Origin of the sequence: Tenggerimyces flavus (assembly GCF_016907715.1) — a bacterium.
Taxonomy (GTDB): domain Bacteria; phylum Actinomycetota; class Actinomycetes; order Propionibacteriales; family Actinopolymorphaceae; genus Tenggerimyces; species Tenggerimyces flavus.
Map to the genome: position 1 here is coordinate 568,650 of NZ_JAFBCM010000001.1, position 15,636 is coordinate 584,285.

16 protein-coding genes are annotated in these 15,636 nt (G+C 69.3%); 7 read left to right on the forward strand and 9 right to left on the reverse strand.

What is annotated here, in order from left to right:
- The first annotated feature begins 35 nt into the window (after positions 1–35).
- Positions 36–1,412 carry an alpha/beta fold hydrolase gene (locus JOD67_RS02795; RefSeq protein WP_205114681.1) on the forward strand — a complete coding sequence of 459 codons (1,377 nt, stop codon included), beginning with the start codon at positions 36–38 and terminating at the stop codon, positions 1,410–1,412.
- On the opposite strand, the gene JOD67_RS02800 is transcribed toward JOD67_RS02795, so the two are convergent.
- The 6 genes from JOD67_RS02800 to JOD67_RS02825 all read right to left on the reverse strand — a co-directional run bounded on the left by JOD67_RS02800 (position 1,345) and on the right by JOD67_RS02825 (position 4,756).
- Complete coding sequence (locus JOD67_RS02800; RefSeq protein WP_205114683.1) at positions 1,345–2,340, reverse strand: inorganic phosphate transporter; 996 nt, start codon at positions 2,338–2,340, stop codon at positions 1,345–1,347. The genes JOD67_RS02795 and JOD67_RS02800 overlap by 68 nt on opposite strands.
- A 9-nt stretch (positions 2,341–2,349) precedes the next feature.
- The gene (locus JOD67_RS02805) at positions 2,350–2,967 is read right to left on the reverse strand and encodes a DUF47 domain-containing protein (protein ID WP_205114685.1); all 618 of its coding nucleotides are present in this window, start codon (positions 2,965–2,967) and stop codon (positions 2,350–2,352) included.
- Between the two features lie 175 nt (positions 2,968–3,142).
- Positions 3,143–3,292 carry a hypothetical protein gene (locus tag JOD67_RS02810; RefSeq protein WP_205114688.1) on the reverse strand — a complete coding sequence of 50 codons (150 nt, stop codon included), beginning with the start codon at positions 3,290–3,292 and terminating at the stop codon, positions 3,143–3,145.
- Positions 3,293–3,484: 192 nt separating this feature from the next.
- The gene (locus tag JOD67_RS02815; RefSeq protein ID WP_205114689.1) at positions 3,485–3,805 is read right to left on the reverse strand and encodes a DUF202 domain-containing protein; all 321 of its coding nucleotides are present in this window, start codon (positions 3,803–3,805) and stop codon (positions 3,485–3,487) included.
- Positions 3,802–4,146: a YidH family protein gene (locus JOD67_RS02820; protein ID WP_307782253.1), complete on the reverse strand. Its 345-nt coding sequence runs from the start codon at positions 4,144–4,146 to the stop codon at positions 3,802–3,804. Before JOD67_RS02820 ends, JOD67_RS02815 begins: the two co-directional genes overlap by 4 nt.
- Complete coding sequence (locus tag JOD67_RS02825; protein ID WP_205114691.1) at positions 4,139–4,756, reverse strand: TetR/AcrR family transcriptional regulator C-terminal domain-containing protein; 618 nt, start codon at positions 4,754–4,756, stop codon at positions 4,139–4,141. The genes JOD67_RS02820 and JOD67_RS02825 overlap by 8 nt, the downstream gene beginning before the upstream one ends.
- Positions 4,757–4,814: 58 nt before the next feature.
- Here JOD67_RS02825 and JOD67_RS02830 point away from each other — a divergent pair, with 58 nt between their 5' ends.
- From JOD67_RS02830 to JOD67_RS02840, 3 genes are all read left to right on the forward strand, one after another.
- Positions 4,815–5,615, forward strand: coding sequence for an alpha/beta fold hydrolase (locus tag JOD67_RS02830; protein ID WP_205114692.1), 801 nt, complete (start codon positions 4,815–4,817; stop codon positions 5,613–5,615).
- A gap of 96 nt (positions 5,616–5,711) precedes the next feature.
- Positions 5,712–7,058, forward strand: coding sequence for a C1 family peptidase (locus tag JOD67_RS02835; protein WP_205114697.1), 1,347 nt, complete (start codon positions 5,712–5,714; stop codon positions 7,056–7,058).
- A 101-nt stretch (positions 7,059–7,159) separates the two neighbouring features.
- Positions 7,160–7,636 carry a hypothetical protein gene (locus JOD67_RS02840; protein ID WP_205114699.1) on the forward strand — a complete coding sequence of 159 codons (477 nt, stop codon included), beginning with the start codon at positions 7,160–7,162 and terminating at the stop codon, positions 7,634–7,636.
- A gap of 531 nt (positions 7,637–8,167) precedes the next feature.
- Here the strand turns inward: JOD67_RS02840 and JOD67_RS02845 are convergent.
- Positions 8,168–8,803, reverse strand: a complete 636-nt coding sequence (locus JOD67_RS02845; RefSeq protein WP_205114708.1) for an LUD domain-containing protein — start codon at positions 8,801–8,803, stop codon at positions 8,168–8,170.
- Positions 8,804–8,921: 118 nt separating this feature from the next.
- On the opposite strand from JOD67_RS02845, the gene JOD67_RS02850 reads away from it, so the two are divergent.
- From JOD67_RS02850 to mtnA, 3 genes are read left to right on the forward strand one after another with little or no spacing between them, the layout of a single operon-like run.
- Positions 8,922–9,365 carry a winged helix-turn-helix transcriptional regulator gene (locus JOD67_RS02850; RefSeq protein ID WP_205114710.1) on the forward strand — a complete coding sequence of 148 codons (444 nt, stop codon included), beginning with the start codon at positions 8,922–8,924 and terminating at the stop codon, positions 9,363–9,365.
- Positions 9,366–9,420: 55 nt separating this feature from the next.
- The gene (locus tag JOD67_RS02855; protein ID WP_205114712.1) at positions 9,421–10,392 is read left to right on the forward strand and encodes an ArsR/SmtB family transcription factor; all 972 of its coding nucleotides are present in this window, start codon (positions 9,421–9,423) and stop codon (positions 10,390–10,392) included.
- 17 nt (positions 10,393–10,409) lie between these two features.
- Positions 10,410–11,369 (forward strand): S-methyl-5-thioribose-1-phosphate isomerase, encoded by a 960-nt coding sequence (gene mtnA, locus JOD67_RS02860; protein ID WP_205114714.1) that lies wholly within the window; start codon positions 10,410–10,412, stop codon positions 11,367–11,369.
- Here mtnA and JOD67_RS02865 read toward each other — a convergent pair.
- Both JOD67_RS02865 and JOD67_RS02870 read right to left on the reverse strand, forming a co-directional pair.
- Positions 11,356–14,592 carry an AfsR/SARP family transcriptional regulator gene (locus JOD67_RS02865; protein ID WP_205114716.1) on the reverse strand — a complete coding sequence of 1,079 codons (3,237 nt, stop codon included), beginning with the start codon at positions 14,590–14,592 and terminating at the stop codon, positions 11,356–11,358. The two genes, mtnA and JOD67_RS02865, sit on opposite strands and share 14 nt — an antisense overlap.
- 57 nt (positions 14,593–14,649) lie before the next feature.
- Positions 14,650–15,615, reverse strand: coding sequence for a phosphotransferase family protein (locus tag JOD67_RS02870; RefSeq protein WP_205114718.1), 966 nt, complete (start codon positions 15,613–15,615; stop codon positions 14,650–14,652).
- Between the last annotated feature and the right edge of the window lie 21 nt (positions 15,616–15,636).

Here is a 15,636-nt window from a genome sequence, read left to right on the forward strand (position 1 = left end):
ATGTAGCAGTCGCTACATCAAGGGGAGGGACACCGATGAGACGACTCGCCATAGCCGCGGCGGTGGTCATCGCCTGGGGAGCCGCGACCGGGCTGCTGATGCCGCGCGGCCCGCTCACCACCACGCAGGCACTCGCCAGCATCGCGGTCAGCCTGCTCGTCGGCATCGCGGCCGGACACCTGACCAGGACCAAGTGGGCGATGCCGGCGGCCCCAGCGGTCTTCGCCCTCGCGACCGAGCTCGCCAGAGCAGGCGCCGGCGGGCCGACCGTCGACGCCCCGCATCTCAGTACGTTCGGCGTCCTCGCGTTCCTCGCCGGCCGCGGCGTGCACGGCCTGCTCGCCCTGCTGCCGATGGCCGTCGGAGCCGCGTACGGCGCCGGCATCACCCGCAAGCTCAAAGGCCGCATCGCCATCACCCTCCCCACCGCCGCTGTCCTGCTCGTCGCGGTCGGCGTCGCGATCCCCGCCAGCACGGCGAAGATCGAAGGCGGCATCGCCGAGCTCACCACGATCCAAAGCAAAGACCACCACCTCGGCCTGATGATCCGAGGCGCCAAGCCGACGAATCCCGTGCTGCTGTTCGTCCCCGGAGCCCCAGGCGCCGCCGAACGCGGTGCCGTACGCAAGCACCTGCAACCACTCGAGCGGGACTTCGTCGTCGCCACCCTCGACCGGCGCGGCGGCGGCACCTCGTACCAGGCGATCGAGCCCACCGACACGCTCACGCTCGAGAACGAGGTCGCCAACACCCTCGCCGCGGCCAACGCGCTCCGCCAGAAGTTCAAGCAGGACAAGGTTTTCCTCCTCGCCCACTCCGGCGGCACCGTCCCCGCGATCCTCGCCGCCCAGCAGCATCCCGAGCTGTTCCACGCGTACGTCGGCGTCGGCCAAGCGGTCGACCTCACCGAGGCCGACCAAGGCCAGTACGCGGAAGCACGGCTCAGGGGCGTCGGACCACCGCCGTACGACCACTTCTACGACTACGAACCCATGCTGCTCGCCGAGGCCGAGAAGCACGCCCAACCCGACCAGGGCGGCCTGATGTCCAGCCTCGCGGCCAAGGAGTACAGCCTGCTCGACAAGGCGCACGTCCTCGCCGGTCTGGTCGACGCGTACGACCTCTACTACCCACGTCTGCGCGACCTCGACCTGCGCACCACCGTCAAGGCCCTGCGAGTCGACGTCTACTTCCTCGACGGAGCGAACGAGGTGCCATCCCGCAGCGAACTCATGCGGGAGTGGTACGCGAATCTCCAAGCCCCACACAAAGAACACGTGATCGCCGCAGGCACAGGACACCGCTCGATGTTCGAACGCCCACAGGAGCTGGCGAAACTCCTCGCTAAGGCAAGAACAGCCGCGCCAAGAAGTAGCACAGAGCAGCCACCGCCGCCGACATCGGGATCGTGAGAATCCAAGCCAGCAAGATGTTTCCGGCCATCCCCCACCGCACCGCCGACAACCGCTGGGTCGCCCCCACGCCCATGATCGCCGCGCTGATCGTGTGCGTGGTCGACACCGGCGCGTGCAACCCGATCGCCATCACGTACAGCACACCTGACGCCGTCATCTCCGCCGCCACCCCGCGCGAGGGGTCGAGCTTGATGACCTTTCGGCCCAACGTACGCATGATCCGCCACCCGCCGGAGTACGTACCCAGAGCGATCGCGCCCGCCGCGGCGAGCTTCACCCACAGCGGCACGTCCGACCCGGCGTGGTAGCCACCGACCACCAGCGCCAGAACGATCACGCCCATCGTCTTCTGCGCGTCCTGCAGACCGTGCCCGAACGCCATCGCCGCCGCGGTCACCGCCTGCCCGGCCCGGAACCCCCGGTTGACCCGAGCCGGCGCGGCCCTACGGAAGATCCACAGGATCGCGAGCATCACCAGGTACGCGAGGACGAACCCGAGCAGCGGCGACAGGAACATCGGCAGGACGACCTTCTCGACGATCACGTCCCAGTGCACGGTCGTCGCCGACGCGGCACCGGCTCCGATGAGCCCGCCGATCAGGGCGTGCGACGAGGACGAGGGGAGGCCGAGTCGCCAGGTGATGAGGTTCCACGTGATCGCGCCGATCAGGCCGGTCAGGACGACCGTCATGCCGTGCGCCGACTGGGCCGGCGTGATGATGCCGCTGCCGATCGTGGCGGCGACGCCCTCGGAGATGAGGGCGCCGGCGAGGTTCATGACGGCGGCCAGGATCAGTGCCGTACGCGGCGTCAGCGCGCGGGTCGAGACCGACGTGGCGATCGCGTTCGCCGCGTCGTGGAAGCCGTTCGTGTAGTCGAAGACCAGCGCGATCAGGACGACCGCAATGACGAGCGCGAGCTCCATCGGGTGAGCTCACGACTCCTTGACGACGATCTGTTCGACGATGTTCGCGACGTGTTCGAACGCGTCGATCGCGTCCTCGAGCTGCTCGACGACGTCCCGGAGCTTCATCACCTGGAGGGCGTCGTAGCTGCCGTTGAACAGCTTGGCCAGCATCTTGCGGTAGAGCTGGTCGCCGACGTTCTCCAGCCGGTTGATCTCGATCCAGTAGTCCTCGAGGTCGCGCATCGCCCGCAGCCGCGGCATCGTCTCCGCGGTGAGATCGGCCTGGCGTTGGAGGACGTCCACCATGTCCTCGATGCCCTCGGGCAGGCCGTCGAGCTCGTACAGCAGGACGTAGTCGACCGCCGCTTCCATCGCGTCCATGACGTCGTCGAGCGAGGACGCCAGCCGGTAGATGTCCTCGCGGTCGAACGGGGTGACGAACGTCGAGTTGACTCGTCTGACGATCGCGTGGGTGGCCTCGTCGCCGCGGTGCTCGGCGTCCTTCATCTGGCGCGCGATCGCCGCCCGGTCGCTGCCGTCGACCAGCATCTCGGCGAGCAGGCGGGATCCGTCGACCAGGTTGCCAGCGGACTGGGCGAACAGGTCGTAGAAGGTCGTGTCCACCGGGGTGAAACGCAAGCGCACGGCGAACTCCTGTCGAACGGCACCTGACGTGGGATGGACAGGCCAGGGCCATGTTAGGGGTTCGAGGTACGCGAACAGGGCGGCTCCCGCACGAAGTGTGACCGGTCACACCGGGTGAGCGGCGTACGTGTCACGGTGCGCGAGGTGGCGACTACGAGCCGTTGTCGATGGGGGCCTAGTGCTGGCCGAGCCCCAGAACGGCGTCGATCTGCTCCTGGGAGAGCGGCTCGTCGCTCGACGACGCCGCGATGATCAGCTCGGTGCACAGCTCGATCTCGTCCAACGCGACCAGGTCGTGCACGCGCGCGTCGGGGTGCTGAACCACCCGAGCACCTCCTTCGCAAACCCGAGCGCGCCGACCCCCCGCCGGTACGAGCTCCCCAATGCGTCCAGCGTAAGGACCGGGGGCGATTTTGGGCATGACCCGAACGAGTCATCTCCTTCTCCGCCCAACCGGTCATGCCGGCTGGTTCCGGGTGGCAACCGCTTGCCAGACGTTGCCAGATTCAGTGAAAATTCAGTACCTATATGTCGCGATTACGACTATATCGACCATTCCCACCAGGGCGACGAACGCCGTGAAGCCGAGCGCGAACGAGGGGCTAGCCAGCAGGCTGCCCGGACGCTGTCCGCGCAGCTTCCGGTACGTCCCACTGGTCACCAACCACAGCACGCCGGTCGCGGCGAGCACGGCGACACCCACCACGGCGGCCCACGTTCCCGACATTGACGCCGCCCTGATCAGCAGCGCTCCGTTGACAGCGAGGGCCAGCAGCGACCGGTTCCAGGCGAGCGCCGTGCGCTCGAGCTGCGCCCCCGACTCGACGGCCCCGGTCATCCCGCGACCACGAGATAGACTGCGGCGGCCGACACCAGCACGACCGCGACCGCGAGGCCGAGCGGCATGATCGTCGCGGGGAGTGCCCGGCTCTGCCGCATCGCGGCAACGTTCTGCCGCCAGCGCAGGTACGCGCCCACCGCCGCGATCACGCCTGCCACCGCGAGGACCGCGCCGACCAGGCGGCGCGCCCACTCCTCGTGCAGGGACGTGAGGAACTGCACCGCCGCGAGACCTGCCGCGTCCAGCGCCAGGGCTGTCCGCAGGTAGGCGAGGAACGTGCGCTCGTTCGCCAACGTGAAGCGGTAATCGGGCTCGGTGGAAGGGGATTCGTCAGCCACGGGACCCATCCTGCCGCTCGGCCATCCCGTCGATCAGCAGCCGCAGGCCGTACGCGTACGCGTCGTCGCTCGTCGGCGTCCCACCCTCGCGTACGGCGGCGACCACCGTCGGGTACTCCTCCGCGAGCGCGGCGATCCGTTCCGGGCTGGGATCGTGCTCGCGCGACTGCTCGTCGAGCACGAATCCCGTGGTGTAGTGGCTGATCGCCCCGATCGCGAGCATCGACGCGGCCGGCCCGAATCCGAAGGCGATCATGATCCTGAGCTCCTGCTCGAACTTCCGGCCGACGCTCGGCCCGGGGTTGCCGCCGACGATGACCCGCGCGCCGTCGCGCCGGCCCAGCAGGATCGACCGGTACAGGTGGGCGCGCCGGTTGAGCCACTCCTGCCAGGTCTCGCCCGCCCGCGGCGGCCCCAGGCTCGGCTCGAGCATCGCCCTGGACATCTCGTTGAGCAGCTCCTGCTTGTTGCGAAAGTGCCAGTACAGCGCGGGATTCTGTACGCCTAGCTTCGCCGCGAGCCGGCGCATCGACAGCGCGTCCAGCCCGACCTCGTCGAGCAGATCCAACGCGGCCTCGACCACCGACGCCCGCGTCAGATCCTTCTGCATGACACACGACCTTAGCAGTGCTAAGGTCCTCCTTAGCGATGCTAAGGAGGCGACGACGATGCTGACCACGACGGCCGCGGACGGCACGGAGGTCCGGGCGTACGACGAGGGCGAGGGCCCGGCGATCCTCGTTCTCCATGCGGGCATGGACGACGGCACCCGCTGGGGACGGGTCGCCGGGCTCCTCGCGGACCGGTTCCGGGTCGTCCGGCTGATCCGCCGGCAGTATCGGCTCGACCTGCCTGGGCCGGTGACGATGGCCGAGGAGGTCGAGCACGTTCGCGCGATCGCCGCCCTGCTGGACGGGCCGGTGGTCGTGGTCGGGCACTCGTCCGGCGGCGTGCTCGCGCTCGAGTCGATGCTCGAGCTACCTTTCGCCGGCGCCGTGATCTACGAGGCGGCGTTGGAGATTCCGCCGGGCTCGTGGGCCGAGCCGGTCCGCGACGCGATGGCGGCGCTCGAACGCGGGAAGATCGGCAAGCCGATGGCGATCTTCCTCCGCGACGTCATCAAGCTGCCCGCTGCCGTGGCCGCGCTCTCGGGTGTCTATCTCGCGATCCGCCGGACGTACCGCGGGCTCGTGCCGCGGCAGATCTACGACGCCCGGGCCATCCATCTATTGGGCGGCCACCACGAGCGGTACTCCCGGATCACCGCACCGACCACCGTGCTCACCGGCGAGCGAAGCTCCCCGTACATCGCCGGACTGGTCGCGGCCTGCCTGGAGGCGGTGCCGCACGCGGAGAAGGTCGTGCTGCCGAAACAAGGTCACGCGGCGAACCTGACGGCGCCGGAGCTGCTCGCCCGCGAGGTCGCGGCCGCGTGCGACCGGATCCGGTCACGCACGGTCGAAGGATGATCACGTCCGATCACAGGGTTACAGTCGATCCCAGAGTCACTACAGACTGAAGACTGGCTTCGGACCGACTGCGACGAACCCTGGAGGGGGCGGCATATGGACGGCGCGATCACGCCGGCGGACATCGACGCTTTGCGGAAGGAGTTCGCTCGCGATCCCGCGTACCGGGTCGTCCAGAACGCCGTCACGCAGACCACGATCGACGACGTCGCCCTCGACCGCGAGATCGTCGTACGGACCGACCACACCGTCTCGCACCTGCTCGACGACTGGAAGGTCACGAACCAGAAGAGCAGCGGCCGCTGCTGGCTGTTCGCCGGTCTCAACCTGCTGCGCGTCGGCGCGATGCAGGCGATGAACCTCAAGGACTTCGAGTTCTCCCAGAACCACATCATGTTCTGGGACAAGCTCGAGCGCGCGAACTACTTCATCGAGGCGATCATCGACACCGCCTCGCGCGACGGCGACGACCGTACGGTGGCGTACCTGCTCGACGAGGTGTCGAACGACGGCGGCCAGTGGAACATGTTCGTCGCGCTGGTGAAGAAGCACGGGCTCGTTCCGAAGCAGGCGATGCCGGAGACGCAGAGCTCGTCGGCGACGCAGCGGATGAACGAGATCGTCCGCCGCGTCCTCCGCCAGGGCGCCCGCGACATCCGCGCGCTGCATGGCGAGCTGGGCTCCAACGCGGACGCGTTGGAGTCGCTTCGCGACCGTAAGAAGGAGATCCTCGACGTCGTGCACCGGGTGCTGTCGATCCACCTGGGCACGCCGCCGGACAAGTTCGTGTGGCAGTGGACCGACAAGGACCGCGTGTTCCACCGCGACGGCGAGCTGACGCCGCAGGAGTTCGCTTCGAAGTACGTGAAGCTGCCGTTGGACGAGTACGTCTGCCTGGTGCACGACCCGCGGCCGTCGAGCCCGGTCGGCCGTACGTTCACCGTCGACCGGTTGGGCAACGTCGTGGGCGGTGCCCCGGTGACGTATCTGAACGTCGAAGTATCGTTGATGAAACAGCTCGCGATGCGCACAATCGTGTCGGGCGAGCCGGTCTGGTTCGGCTGCGACGTCGGCAAGATGATGCGCGGCGACGTGGGGATCTGGGACGCGAAGCTCTATGACCACGAGGCGGTCTACGGGACGTCGTTCGACCTGAGCAAGTCCGACCGGCTGATGTTCCACGAGAGCCAGATGACCCACGCGATGCTCTTCACCGGCGTCGATGTGACCGACGACATCCCCGGCCGCTGGCGCGTGGAGAACAGCTGGGGCGACAAGGACGCGGATCAGGGGTTCTACACGATGAACGACTCGTGGTTCGACGAGTACGTCTTCGAGATCGCCGTCCGCCGCAACCTCTTGCCCCCAGCGTTGGCCGACGTGCTGGGCGAGCCCCCCATCGTGCTCCCCGCCTGGGACCCCATGGGCGCCCTCGCCCGCTAGATCGTTCGCAACGAGAAGGGCGCCTTCACCGCTCGCGGTGAAGGCGCCCTTCCGTCTGTGATCACTTGCGCGGGTCGAACCTTTCAACTAGTTTCGAAGTCATGGCCGCACTGTCCGAGGTGAGCTGGTCCGACCTGCTCAACAAGCCCACGCCGACCGTCGAGAGGCTCGAGGCGGATCGTCACCGCGCTCTGCGCATTCGTCGACGCGACGGCGAGGACCTGGTGCTGATCACGGCGAGCCGGGCGAGCCAGGAACATGAGCTCGTCGAGATCGCGCGGCGTCTGTTCTTCGCGGTGATGCGTGACCCCGGGCTGCGCTCGCACCATCTGGTCGATCTCCTGCCGGCGGTGTTCCCATGGGTGCGATTCCTGCCACAGGACGACTTGGTGCTGTTCCTCAAGGAGCTGATCGCGGTCTTCGACGCGAGTGTGGAGCTGGACAATCCCGCACCGGCGCTGACTGTGATCGCTCAATGGCGCAACACGGCAGAGGTGTGGGCGGATCCCGAGCTGCTTTCCGCTTTGAGCAGCGAGGTGGTCGACGCCGGACCGGCTTCGGCGCCCGAGTCTGAGTGAGCGCCCCCATGAGTCCGAAGCGCGGCGACCGGGTCGCGCCCGCCAGCTGATCGGCGGAGCGGTTTGCATGAAGGGCACCTTCATACAAACCTATTGAATGAAGGTGCCCTTCATTCAAAACAGTGGGGACGGAACCACCCGGCTTCATCGTCACCACAAGAGACCGGGGGAAGCCAACAAGCAACGCGAGCACGGCAACAGACCTAAGCAAGAAGGAACCTCCCCCGGGACACCTGTTCCGGGGGGCAGGGGCGGCGCGTGAAAACAGGTGGCCGGGCCGGGGCGAGTCAAGGGTCGCAAAGCGATCGCGAAGCGACGTCGTTTGCTCCCGCGCGAAGCGCCCGTCCAAACGGCGCCCTTGACGCGCCCCGGACCGGCCACCACCATCGACCGCCGCCACAGGCCCCCGAGAGCACCAAACGGCCGGAGAGCGCTCATCGCGACACCGCACCAAGAGAGCACCAAACCCCGGACAACGCGAGAAGGGCACCTTCACCGTTCGCGCGGGAAGGTGCCCTCCTAGCAAAGCCGTCAGAAGCCGATCTCCTCCCGCACCAGGATCACGGTGGAGCGGTCTGGCAGGTACTCCCGCTCCATGATCAAGATCTTGCCGATGAACGACTCGAAGCGGCCGTCAGTCGCGGCGTAGATCCGCTCGTACTCGCGCGGCAGGCTATAAGTGCGGACCCGCCGAAGCGCGGCATCCAGATCAGCCACGATCTTCTGTGCGCCGACGATCCAGAAGGCCTTCTCCGCTCCCGCCGCGTACGGGCCGAGTTGGCTGCCGCTCGCGGAGGCGGCGAGCATCAAGCCGGACTCGGTCACCGCGTGGACGCTGCCGACCACGACGTCCGGTGCCGCGCCCGACGCGATCTGCGCGCGGATGTCGCCCTCCAAGCCGACCAGCTTCGACCGTACCGAGCGGAAGGAGCCGCCATCGTCAATGTCGGCAGCGATCCCCGACACTCGCAGGGTCTCGCTGTTCGCGGTGAAGATCTCCTTGTCCTTGGGCAGCAGTCCGTGCAAGAGAACGCGCGCGTCGGCGGCGGAGTCGACGACGTGCGCGGAGAAGTTGTTGGCCTTCAGGGCCTCGGCCGCCCGGAGGATCCGCTCCTCCGTCGCGGGCTGGGCAAACGTCTCGTCCAAGGTCAGTGACGCGACGGTCATGAGATGTGATCCCCTTCTCACCAGGTGGTTCCTACTAGTAACTAACCTCATGATGCGTAACTATGGACAGACGCGAAAGACGGCACTTTTTTCTGCCTCGGTTCCCTGGAGATAACCCATGGCCTCGAACGATCGGCCCGCGAACCTCGCCAACGTCGCCGAGCTAGCGTCGGTGGCGTCCGACCCCGACGACCACCGTCGCGCTTGCAAGGCGCGGGACATCCTGGACCGCATCGGCGACAAGTGGTCGCTGCTCGTGATCCGAAGGCTCAGCAACGAGACGGTGCGATTCACCGAGCTCCGCCGTGACGTCACCGGCATCAGCCAGCGGATGCTCACCGCGACCCTGCGCGGGCTGGAGCGGGACGGCATCGTCAGCCGTACGGTCCACCCGGTCGTACCGCCGCGGGTCGACTACGCGCTCACTGAGCTGGGGCAGACGCTGCTGGCGAGCGTGTGCACGTTGGTGTCCTGGTCATACGACCACTCCGACCAGATCGACGAGGCCCGATCGGCGTACGACCAGCGCCAGGCGGATAAGCCGCGTGTAAGCGAGCTGTAGGCGACCCCCTGCAGGCTGTCCGACGAGACAACGCCGGCAGCCGCAGAGGGACGCGATGTTGCGCATCAGGTTCAGCTTCGAGGACGTCAGCCGGGTCACCGTCGCCCGGCACGCCCACCCGTCGTGGGAGCTCATGCTCTCGATCAACAGCCTGCAGGCGGCCAGGTTGCCGTCCCGGTTCGCCGGCTGGCGGCGGGACGTGCTGCGCACGGGCACCGACGACCGTGCGTACGCCGGCGCCATCCGAGCCGCGGCGACGCTTGCCCCGCCCGGCTCGAACTTCCCCGACTTCCTCACCCCACAGCTTGAGGATCCCGCCCCGCAGGCGCACCTCGAGGCGATGCTCGGGTACGGCAAGGCCGCGCTCCGCAAGGACCTGGCGCGAACGTTCCGGCGCCAACGCGTCCCGACCTGGGCGAACGGGCTGTACGAACGCGGCAACGCCAAGGGGACCGTCGAGATGCTGCGGCAGTACTACGACCTCGCGATCGCGCCGCGCTGGCCACGAATCCACCAGGCGATCGAGACCGACCGGGCAATGAGGTCCACCCAGCTGACGGACAACGGCGTCGGGGCGGTGCTGTCGTCCCTGCATCCTTCGATCCGCTGGCGGGCGCCGGTGCTGGAGACGGACTACCCGTTCGACCACGACCTCGACCTGGCCGGACGAGGGCTCGTGCTGCAGCCGGCGTACTTCTGCTGGGGCAGCCCCATCACCCTGATCGACACCGACCGCTCCCCCGTCCTCGTCTACCCCGCGGCCGCCGACGACGCGATCCCGCAACCGCGACAGGGCGAAGAACGGTTGGGCAAGCTGCTCGGCGGTACGAGAGCCCGCCTGCTGGAGCTCCTCACCCTGCCCACGTCGACCGGCCGCCTGGCGGTCCGCCTCGACGTCTCCTCCGCCGCCATCAGCCAACACACCGCCGTCCTGCGCGGCGCGGGGCTGGTGGCGACGAACCGCCTCGGCCAGTCCGTCCAGCACACGCTCACCCCGCTGGGCCGCGAGTTGCTGCGCGCGAGCTAGCCGCGAGACTGAGGGGCATGCGGAGGGCTATCGAGTGGGACGGCGACGCGATCGTGATCGTCGACCAGACGCTGCTGCCGGGGACGTTCGCCACCCAACGAATCACCAACGTGGACGAGCTGATCGACGCGATCCAGCGGCTGGCCGTCCGCGGCGCACCCGCGCTGGGGGTGGCGGGGGCGCTCGGCGTGGCGCTCGTCGCCGGCCGCGACGACGCGAGCGAGCTGGCCGAACGGCTCGCGCGAGCGAGGCCCACCGCGGTCAACCTGAGGTGGGGCGTCGAGCAGGCCTTGAAGGAGCTGCCGAACGGACCACAGCAGGTCCTCGCCAGAGCGCAACGGCTGGCCAAGGCCGACGAGGAGATCAACAAGCGCGCGTCGTTCCGCGCGGCCGAGTACGTCAAGGCCCACACGACGAGACGCAAGCTCAGGCTGCACACCCACTGCAACACCGGCTGGCTCGCGACCGCGGGCTGGGGCACCGCGCTCGGCGTCGTCTGGCATCTCGCCAACGAGAACGCGATCGAAGAGGTCCTCGTCGACGAGACCCGCCCGCTGCTGCAGGGCGCGCGGCTCACCGCGTTCGAGCTCGCCGAGGCGGGCGTCCCGTACTGCATCCTGCCCGACTCCGCCGCCGCGACCGCGCTCGCCGAAGGCAGGAGCGACGCGGTGGTCGTCGGCGCGGACCGGATCGCGGCGAACGGCGACGTCGCCAACAAGATCGGCACGTACCCGCTCGCCCTCGCCGCGAAGCACCACGGCGTGCCGTTCCTGGTCGTCGCGCCGGAGTCCACGATCGACGCCAAAACCCTTACCGGCAAGGACATCGCGATCGAGGAACGGGACGCTGCCGAGCTCGGCGACTTGGTCCCGGACGGCGCCAAGGCGTTCAACCCCGCGTTCGACGTCACCCCCGCCGACCTGATCACCGCGATCGTCACCGAGGACCGCGTCTGGGAACCGGCTACGCGGGCGTGAGCTCCGCCAGTCGGCGCGTCGTGATCGCCACCTGTGGTGCCGCGCCGCACGCGACGAACGACTCGTGCGCCTCCCGCAGCGACCCCTGCCCCTCGGCCGTCGCACCGCGCGCCAACAGCGCGTCCGCCAACGCCGCCAACGCCCACGCCAGACCGAGCAGATGCCCGGTCTCCCGGTGGAGCTGGCAGCCGGCACGGGCGTGGCCCTCCGCGGCGAGCGCCTCGCCCATCGACAACGCGGTCCACGCGAGCGCGACCCGCGCGTCGCCCTCGCACACGCGGTAGCTGCTCGCCTGCGCGAGTTCGAGCACCCTCCGCGCCTGCCTGTCGGCGGCCACGAGGTCACCGCGATCGGCGTGACCCGTCGTCTGCCCGAGCAGCGCCTCGACGTACGCGTGGTGGTAGCGCCCGTCGCGGCTCGCCTCCACCGCCTCGGCGTAGTGCCGCGCGGACGCGTCGAACCGTCCGAGTCGCTGCTCGATCCGAGCCAGAACGGTCAACGCCTGACCGAGATTCTCCGCCGCCCGGATCTCCGACGCGATCTCCAGACTCCTGCTCACCAAGGCGAAAGCCTCGTCGAACCGGCCGATCGAGCCCAACACCGCCGCGCGCGTCTTGAGGATCCCGCCCTCAGCGCGCCGGTTGTTCGTCGAGGTCGCGACATCGAGCGCCTGGTCGAGAATCTCCAACGCCACCAGGGGTCTTCCGAGCGCGTAGGTCACGTCGGCGAACGTGTCCAAGGTGTCCGCCGCGTACCGCTGGTCGCCCTGCTGGATCGTGGCCGCAGCTTCCGCGAGATGGTCGCGCGCGACGTGCAGCCGGCCGAGGAGCGACTCGACGTACCCGAGGTTCAGCAGCTGCAACGGGAACGGCTCGCGCGCCTGCCTCCGCATCGCGATGCACTCGGTCAACAGCTCCTGCGCGACCGGCAGCTCACCGAGCTGCATGTGGACGAGCCCGAGGTTGTTCTTAGCGTTCGCGATCTCCTCCAGGTCGCCAGTGGCCTGAGCGAACTCCAAAGCCCGCTTGATGAACGGCAGGCCAGCCGCGGAGTCGAGCTTGGCTCTGACCACGCCGAGGTTGGCGTACGCACGGGCCTGGAACACCGGGTCGTCGAGCCGGTCGGCGGCGATCACGCCGGCCTCGGCCAGCGCGAGCTCGTCGGCCGAGCTGACGGTGCTCGCGTACAGCCGCAGCCGGTTGGCGAACCGGCAGGCCCAGGCGTACGGGCCTTGTTCGGCGCAGTGCGCGACGGCGGCCAGCAGCACGTGGCGCTCGTCCTCGAGCCAGCCGATCGCGGCGTCCTCGTCGGCGTACGGGACCGCCTCGACGTCCGGCGGCGGCAGCTCCGGCGCCTGGTGAACGGGCACGAGCCGGGTCACAGCGCCGTCGCAGTGGGCGTAGTACCAGGCGAGGAGGCGTTCGAACGTCTCGGTCGCTGCCGACTCCTCCGACGTCAGCCGGGCGCGCGCGAACTCGCGGAGCAGGTCGTGGAAGCGGTACCGCTGCGATGCGTGCTGCTCCAGCAGGTGCGCCGCGACGAGGCGCCGGAGCTGAGCACGCGCGTCGCCCGACGTCACGGACGCCAGCGCGGCTGCGGTGTCGACGGTGAAGTCCGGCCCGGGGATCACGCCGAGCAGCCGGAACATCCGCCGGTCGGCTTCGCCGAGGCGTTGGTAGGAGAGCTCGAACGCCCGTTGGACCGCGTCGTCGCCGTCAAGCCGGAGCGCGGCGAGCGGCTCGGAGCGAAGCTCGACGAGGTAGTCGGCGATCGTACGATGCGGGTCGTCGACGAGCTGTGCGGCCGCAATCCGCAACGCCAGTGGGAGAAACGCGCAGGCAGCGGCGAGCTCGGGCAGCAAGGCGCGTTCCCGCGGCCGGTCCCTTCCGAGCAGCGAGTCGAGCAGCGCCGTCGCCTCTTCCGGCTTCAACGTGTCGAGCAGAATCCGTCGAGCGCCGTCCCTGGCGACGAGGCCGGACAGGCGGTCCCGGCTCGTCACCAGGCAGAGGCTCCCCGAGGTGGCGGGCAGCAGCGGGCGTACCTGCTCGGCGTCGATCGCGTTGTCGAGCAGCACCAGCACACGTTTGCCCGCGGTCGCCGAACGGTAGAGCGCGGTCGCCTCGGTGACTTCGACGGGCACGGCGCGGGAGTCGACGCCGAGTCCGCGGAGCAACTGGGCGAGCGCCTCGTGCGGGGTGAGGGCTGGCGCCGGTGCGTACCCGCGCAGGTCCACGTGCAGCTGGCCGTCGGGGAAGTGGTCGCGGACGCGGTGGCTCCAGTGCACCGCGAGGCTGGTCTTCCCGACGCCGGCGGTGCCCGCGATGACGGCGAGAGCGGCGGTCTGCCGGGCGTCCTGGGGGTTGGGGAGCAGCTCGTCGAGCCCGAGCAGGTCGTCGGTTCGGCCGGTGAACGCGGCGACCGCGGGCGGGAGCTCGGCGGGTGGGACGGCACCGTTCGGCTGTCGTGGTGCGGGTACGTCGACCGGGATCAGCGCGGGGTCGGCGCGGCGGATCGCCTGCTCGAGGTCGGTGAGCTCGCTGGTGGGCTTGCCGCTGTACTCGCTGGCGAGCAGGTCGCGGTACGTCCGCGCGGCGGTGAGCGCGCGGTCGGTCTGGCCGGCGCGGTGGGACGCGAGCATGTGCAGGCGGACCAGGCGTTCGCGGGTGCCGTGTGCCTCGACGAGGTCGGTGAGCTCGCCCAGCAGCCGGGTATGGCGGCCGAGGCGCAGCTCGGCGTCGATGCGGTCCTCGATCGCGCCGAGCCTTGCCTCTTCGAGTCCGTGCGTGAGGCGGTCGCGCAGCAGCTCGTCGGTGAGGGCGCCGCCGAGCGCAGGCCCGCGCCAGAGGTCGGTGGCTTCGGTGAGGAGGGCGACGAGCTGCTGGTCGTCGGTGGCTTGGTGCGCTTGGCGTACGAGCCGTTTGAACCGGTGCGCGTCGACCGCTTCGGGGTCGACGTCGAGCAGGTAGCCGTCGCCGGAGCTCGGCACGGTGGCGAGGCCGCGGAGCGCGCCGCGGAGCCCGGAGATGCGTACCTGGACTGAGGAACGTGCCGTACGCGGAGGACCGTCGGGCCACATCAGGTCGACGAAGCGGTTGACCGGAACGGCCCGTCCGACCTCGAGCGCCAGGACGGCGAACGCGAGCCGCTGTTGTCGGGGGCCCAGGTCGACCACGCGGTCGTCGCCATCGCGGGCCTCGACAGGCCCCAGCAGTCGGATGTCCACAGCTCTGCCCGAGATCCCCCAAGTGTCCGGATCTCGAACTGTAGCGCGAGGCCCTGACTACCGCGCGAACAGCTCCGCGAGCGTGCCGAACCCGCCTCGGAGCGCCCGCTCGCCGAGCAGCGAGACCTGCTCGGCCTCGGCCGGCGTGAGGTAGGCGGTGGGGGACTTCCCGTGCACGCGGGCCAGCAGCAGGGCGCCGGTGTGGCGGAGGACTGCTGGCTCGTCGAGCGCAAGCCCGCCGGCGTCGCCGTACGCGCGCCAGAACGCCAGCGCACAGTCCTCCAGCGGTGACGCCAATGCGGGAAGGTGGATCGCCTTCATCGTCAGGTGGTGCAGCATGAACGCGACGTCGAAGACCGGGTTACCGCGGTGCGCCACCTCGAAGTCCAAAGCCCACAGCGAATCCGGCCCGATCAGCACGTTCTTCGGCGAGAAGTCCCCATGCACGAAGCACGTCGGCGCGGCCAGAAGCTCATCCAGGCAAGCCGAAACGAGCGGCGCGAGGTCGGTACGCCGGGCCGCGACCGTACGGTGGTACGGGTCGCCGCGTAGCTCCAGGAAGCCGTCCAACGAGGTAAACACCTCAGGTAGGTCGGAGACCGTCGCGGAGTGCCAGCGGCCCAGTGTCGAGCCCAACGTCGTACCCGCCCACGACACCACGGTCCCGCCGAGCAGCTGGGTCCGCCACTCCACCCACGACGCGGGCGCGGCCGCCATCACCAGCACGAACCGTTCCGGATCGAAGTCCAGCAACCGCGGCGCCACCTCGGGCGTCAACGTCCCCACCAGCGACAGCGCGGCAGCCTCGACGGCCGCCCGTTCCATCCGGGCCGGCCACTCGTCGGCGACGGACAGGAACGGCAGCGGCTGCTTGACCACCAGCCGCTCCGAGGGGCCGGTCACGAGGTACGTCGCCCCACTCACCCCGCCCGCCAGCACCGACACCGAGTCCGGCGGGGCGGCCAGCACACCGCGGGCGAGCAGGTGGGCGGCCACGTCGTCCAAGGTCAGAGGCGCAGTCATCGCCCCAGATGGTAGGGGAAA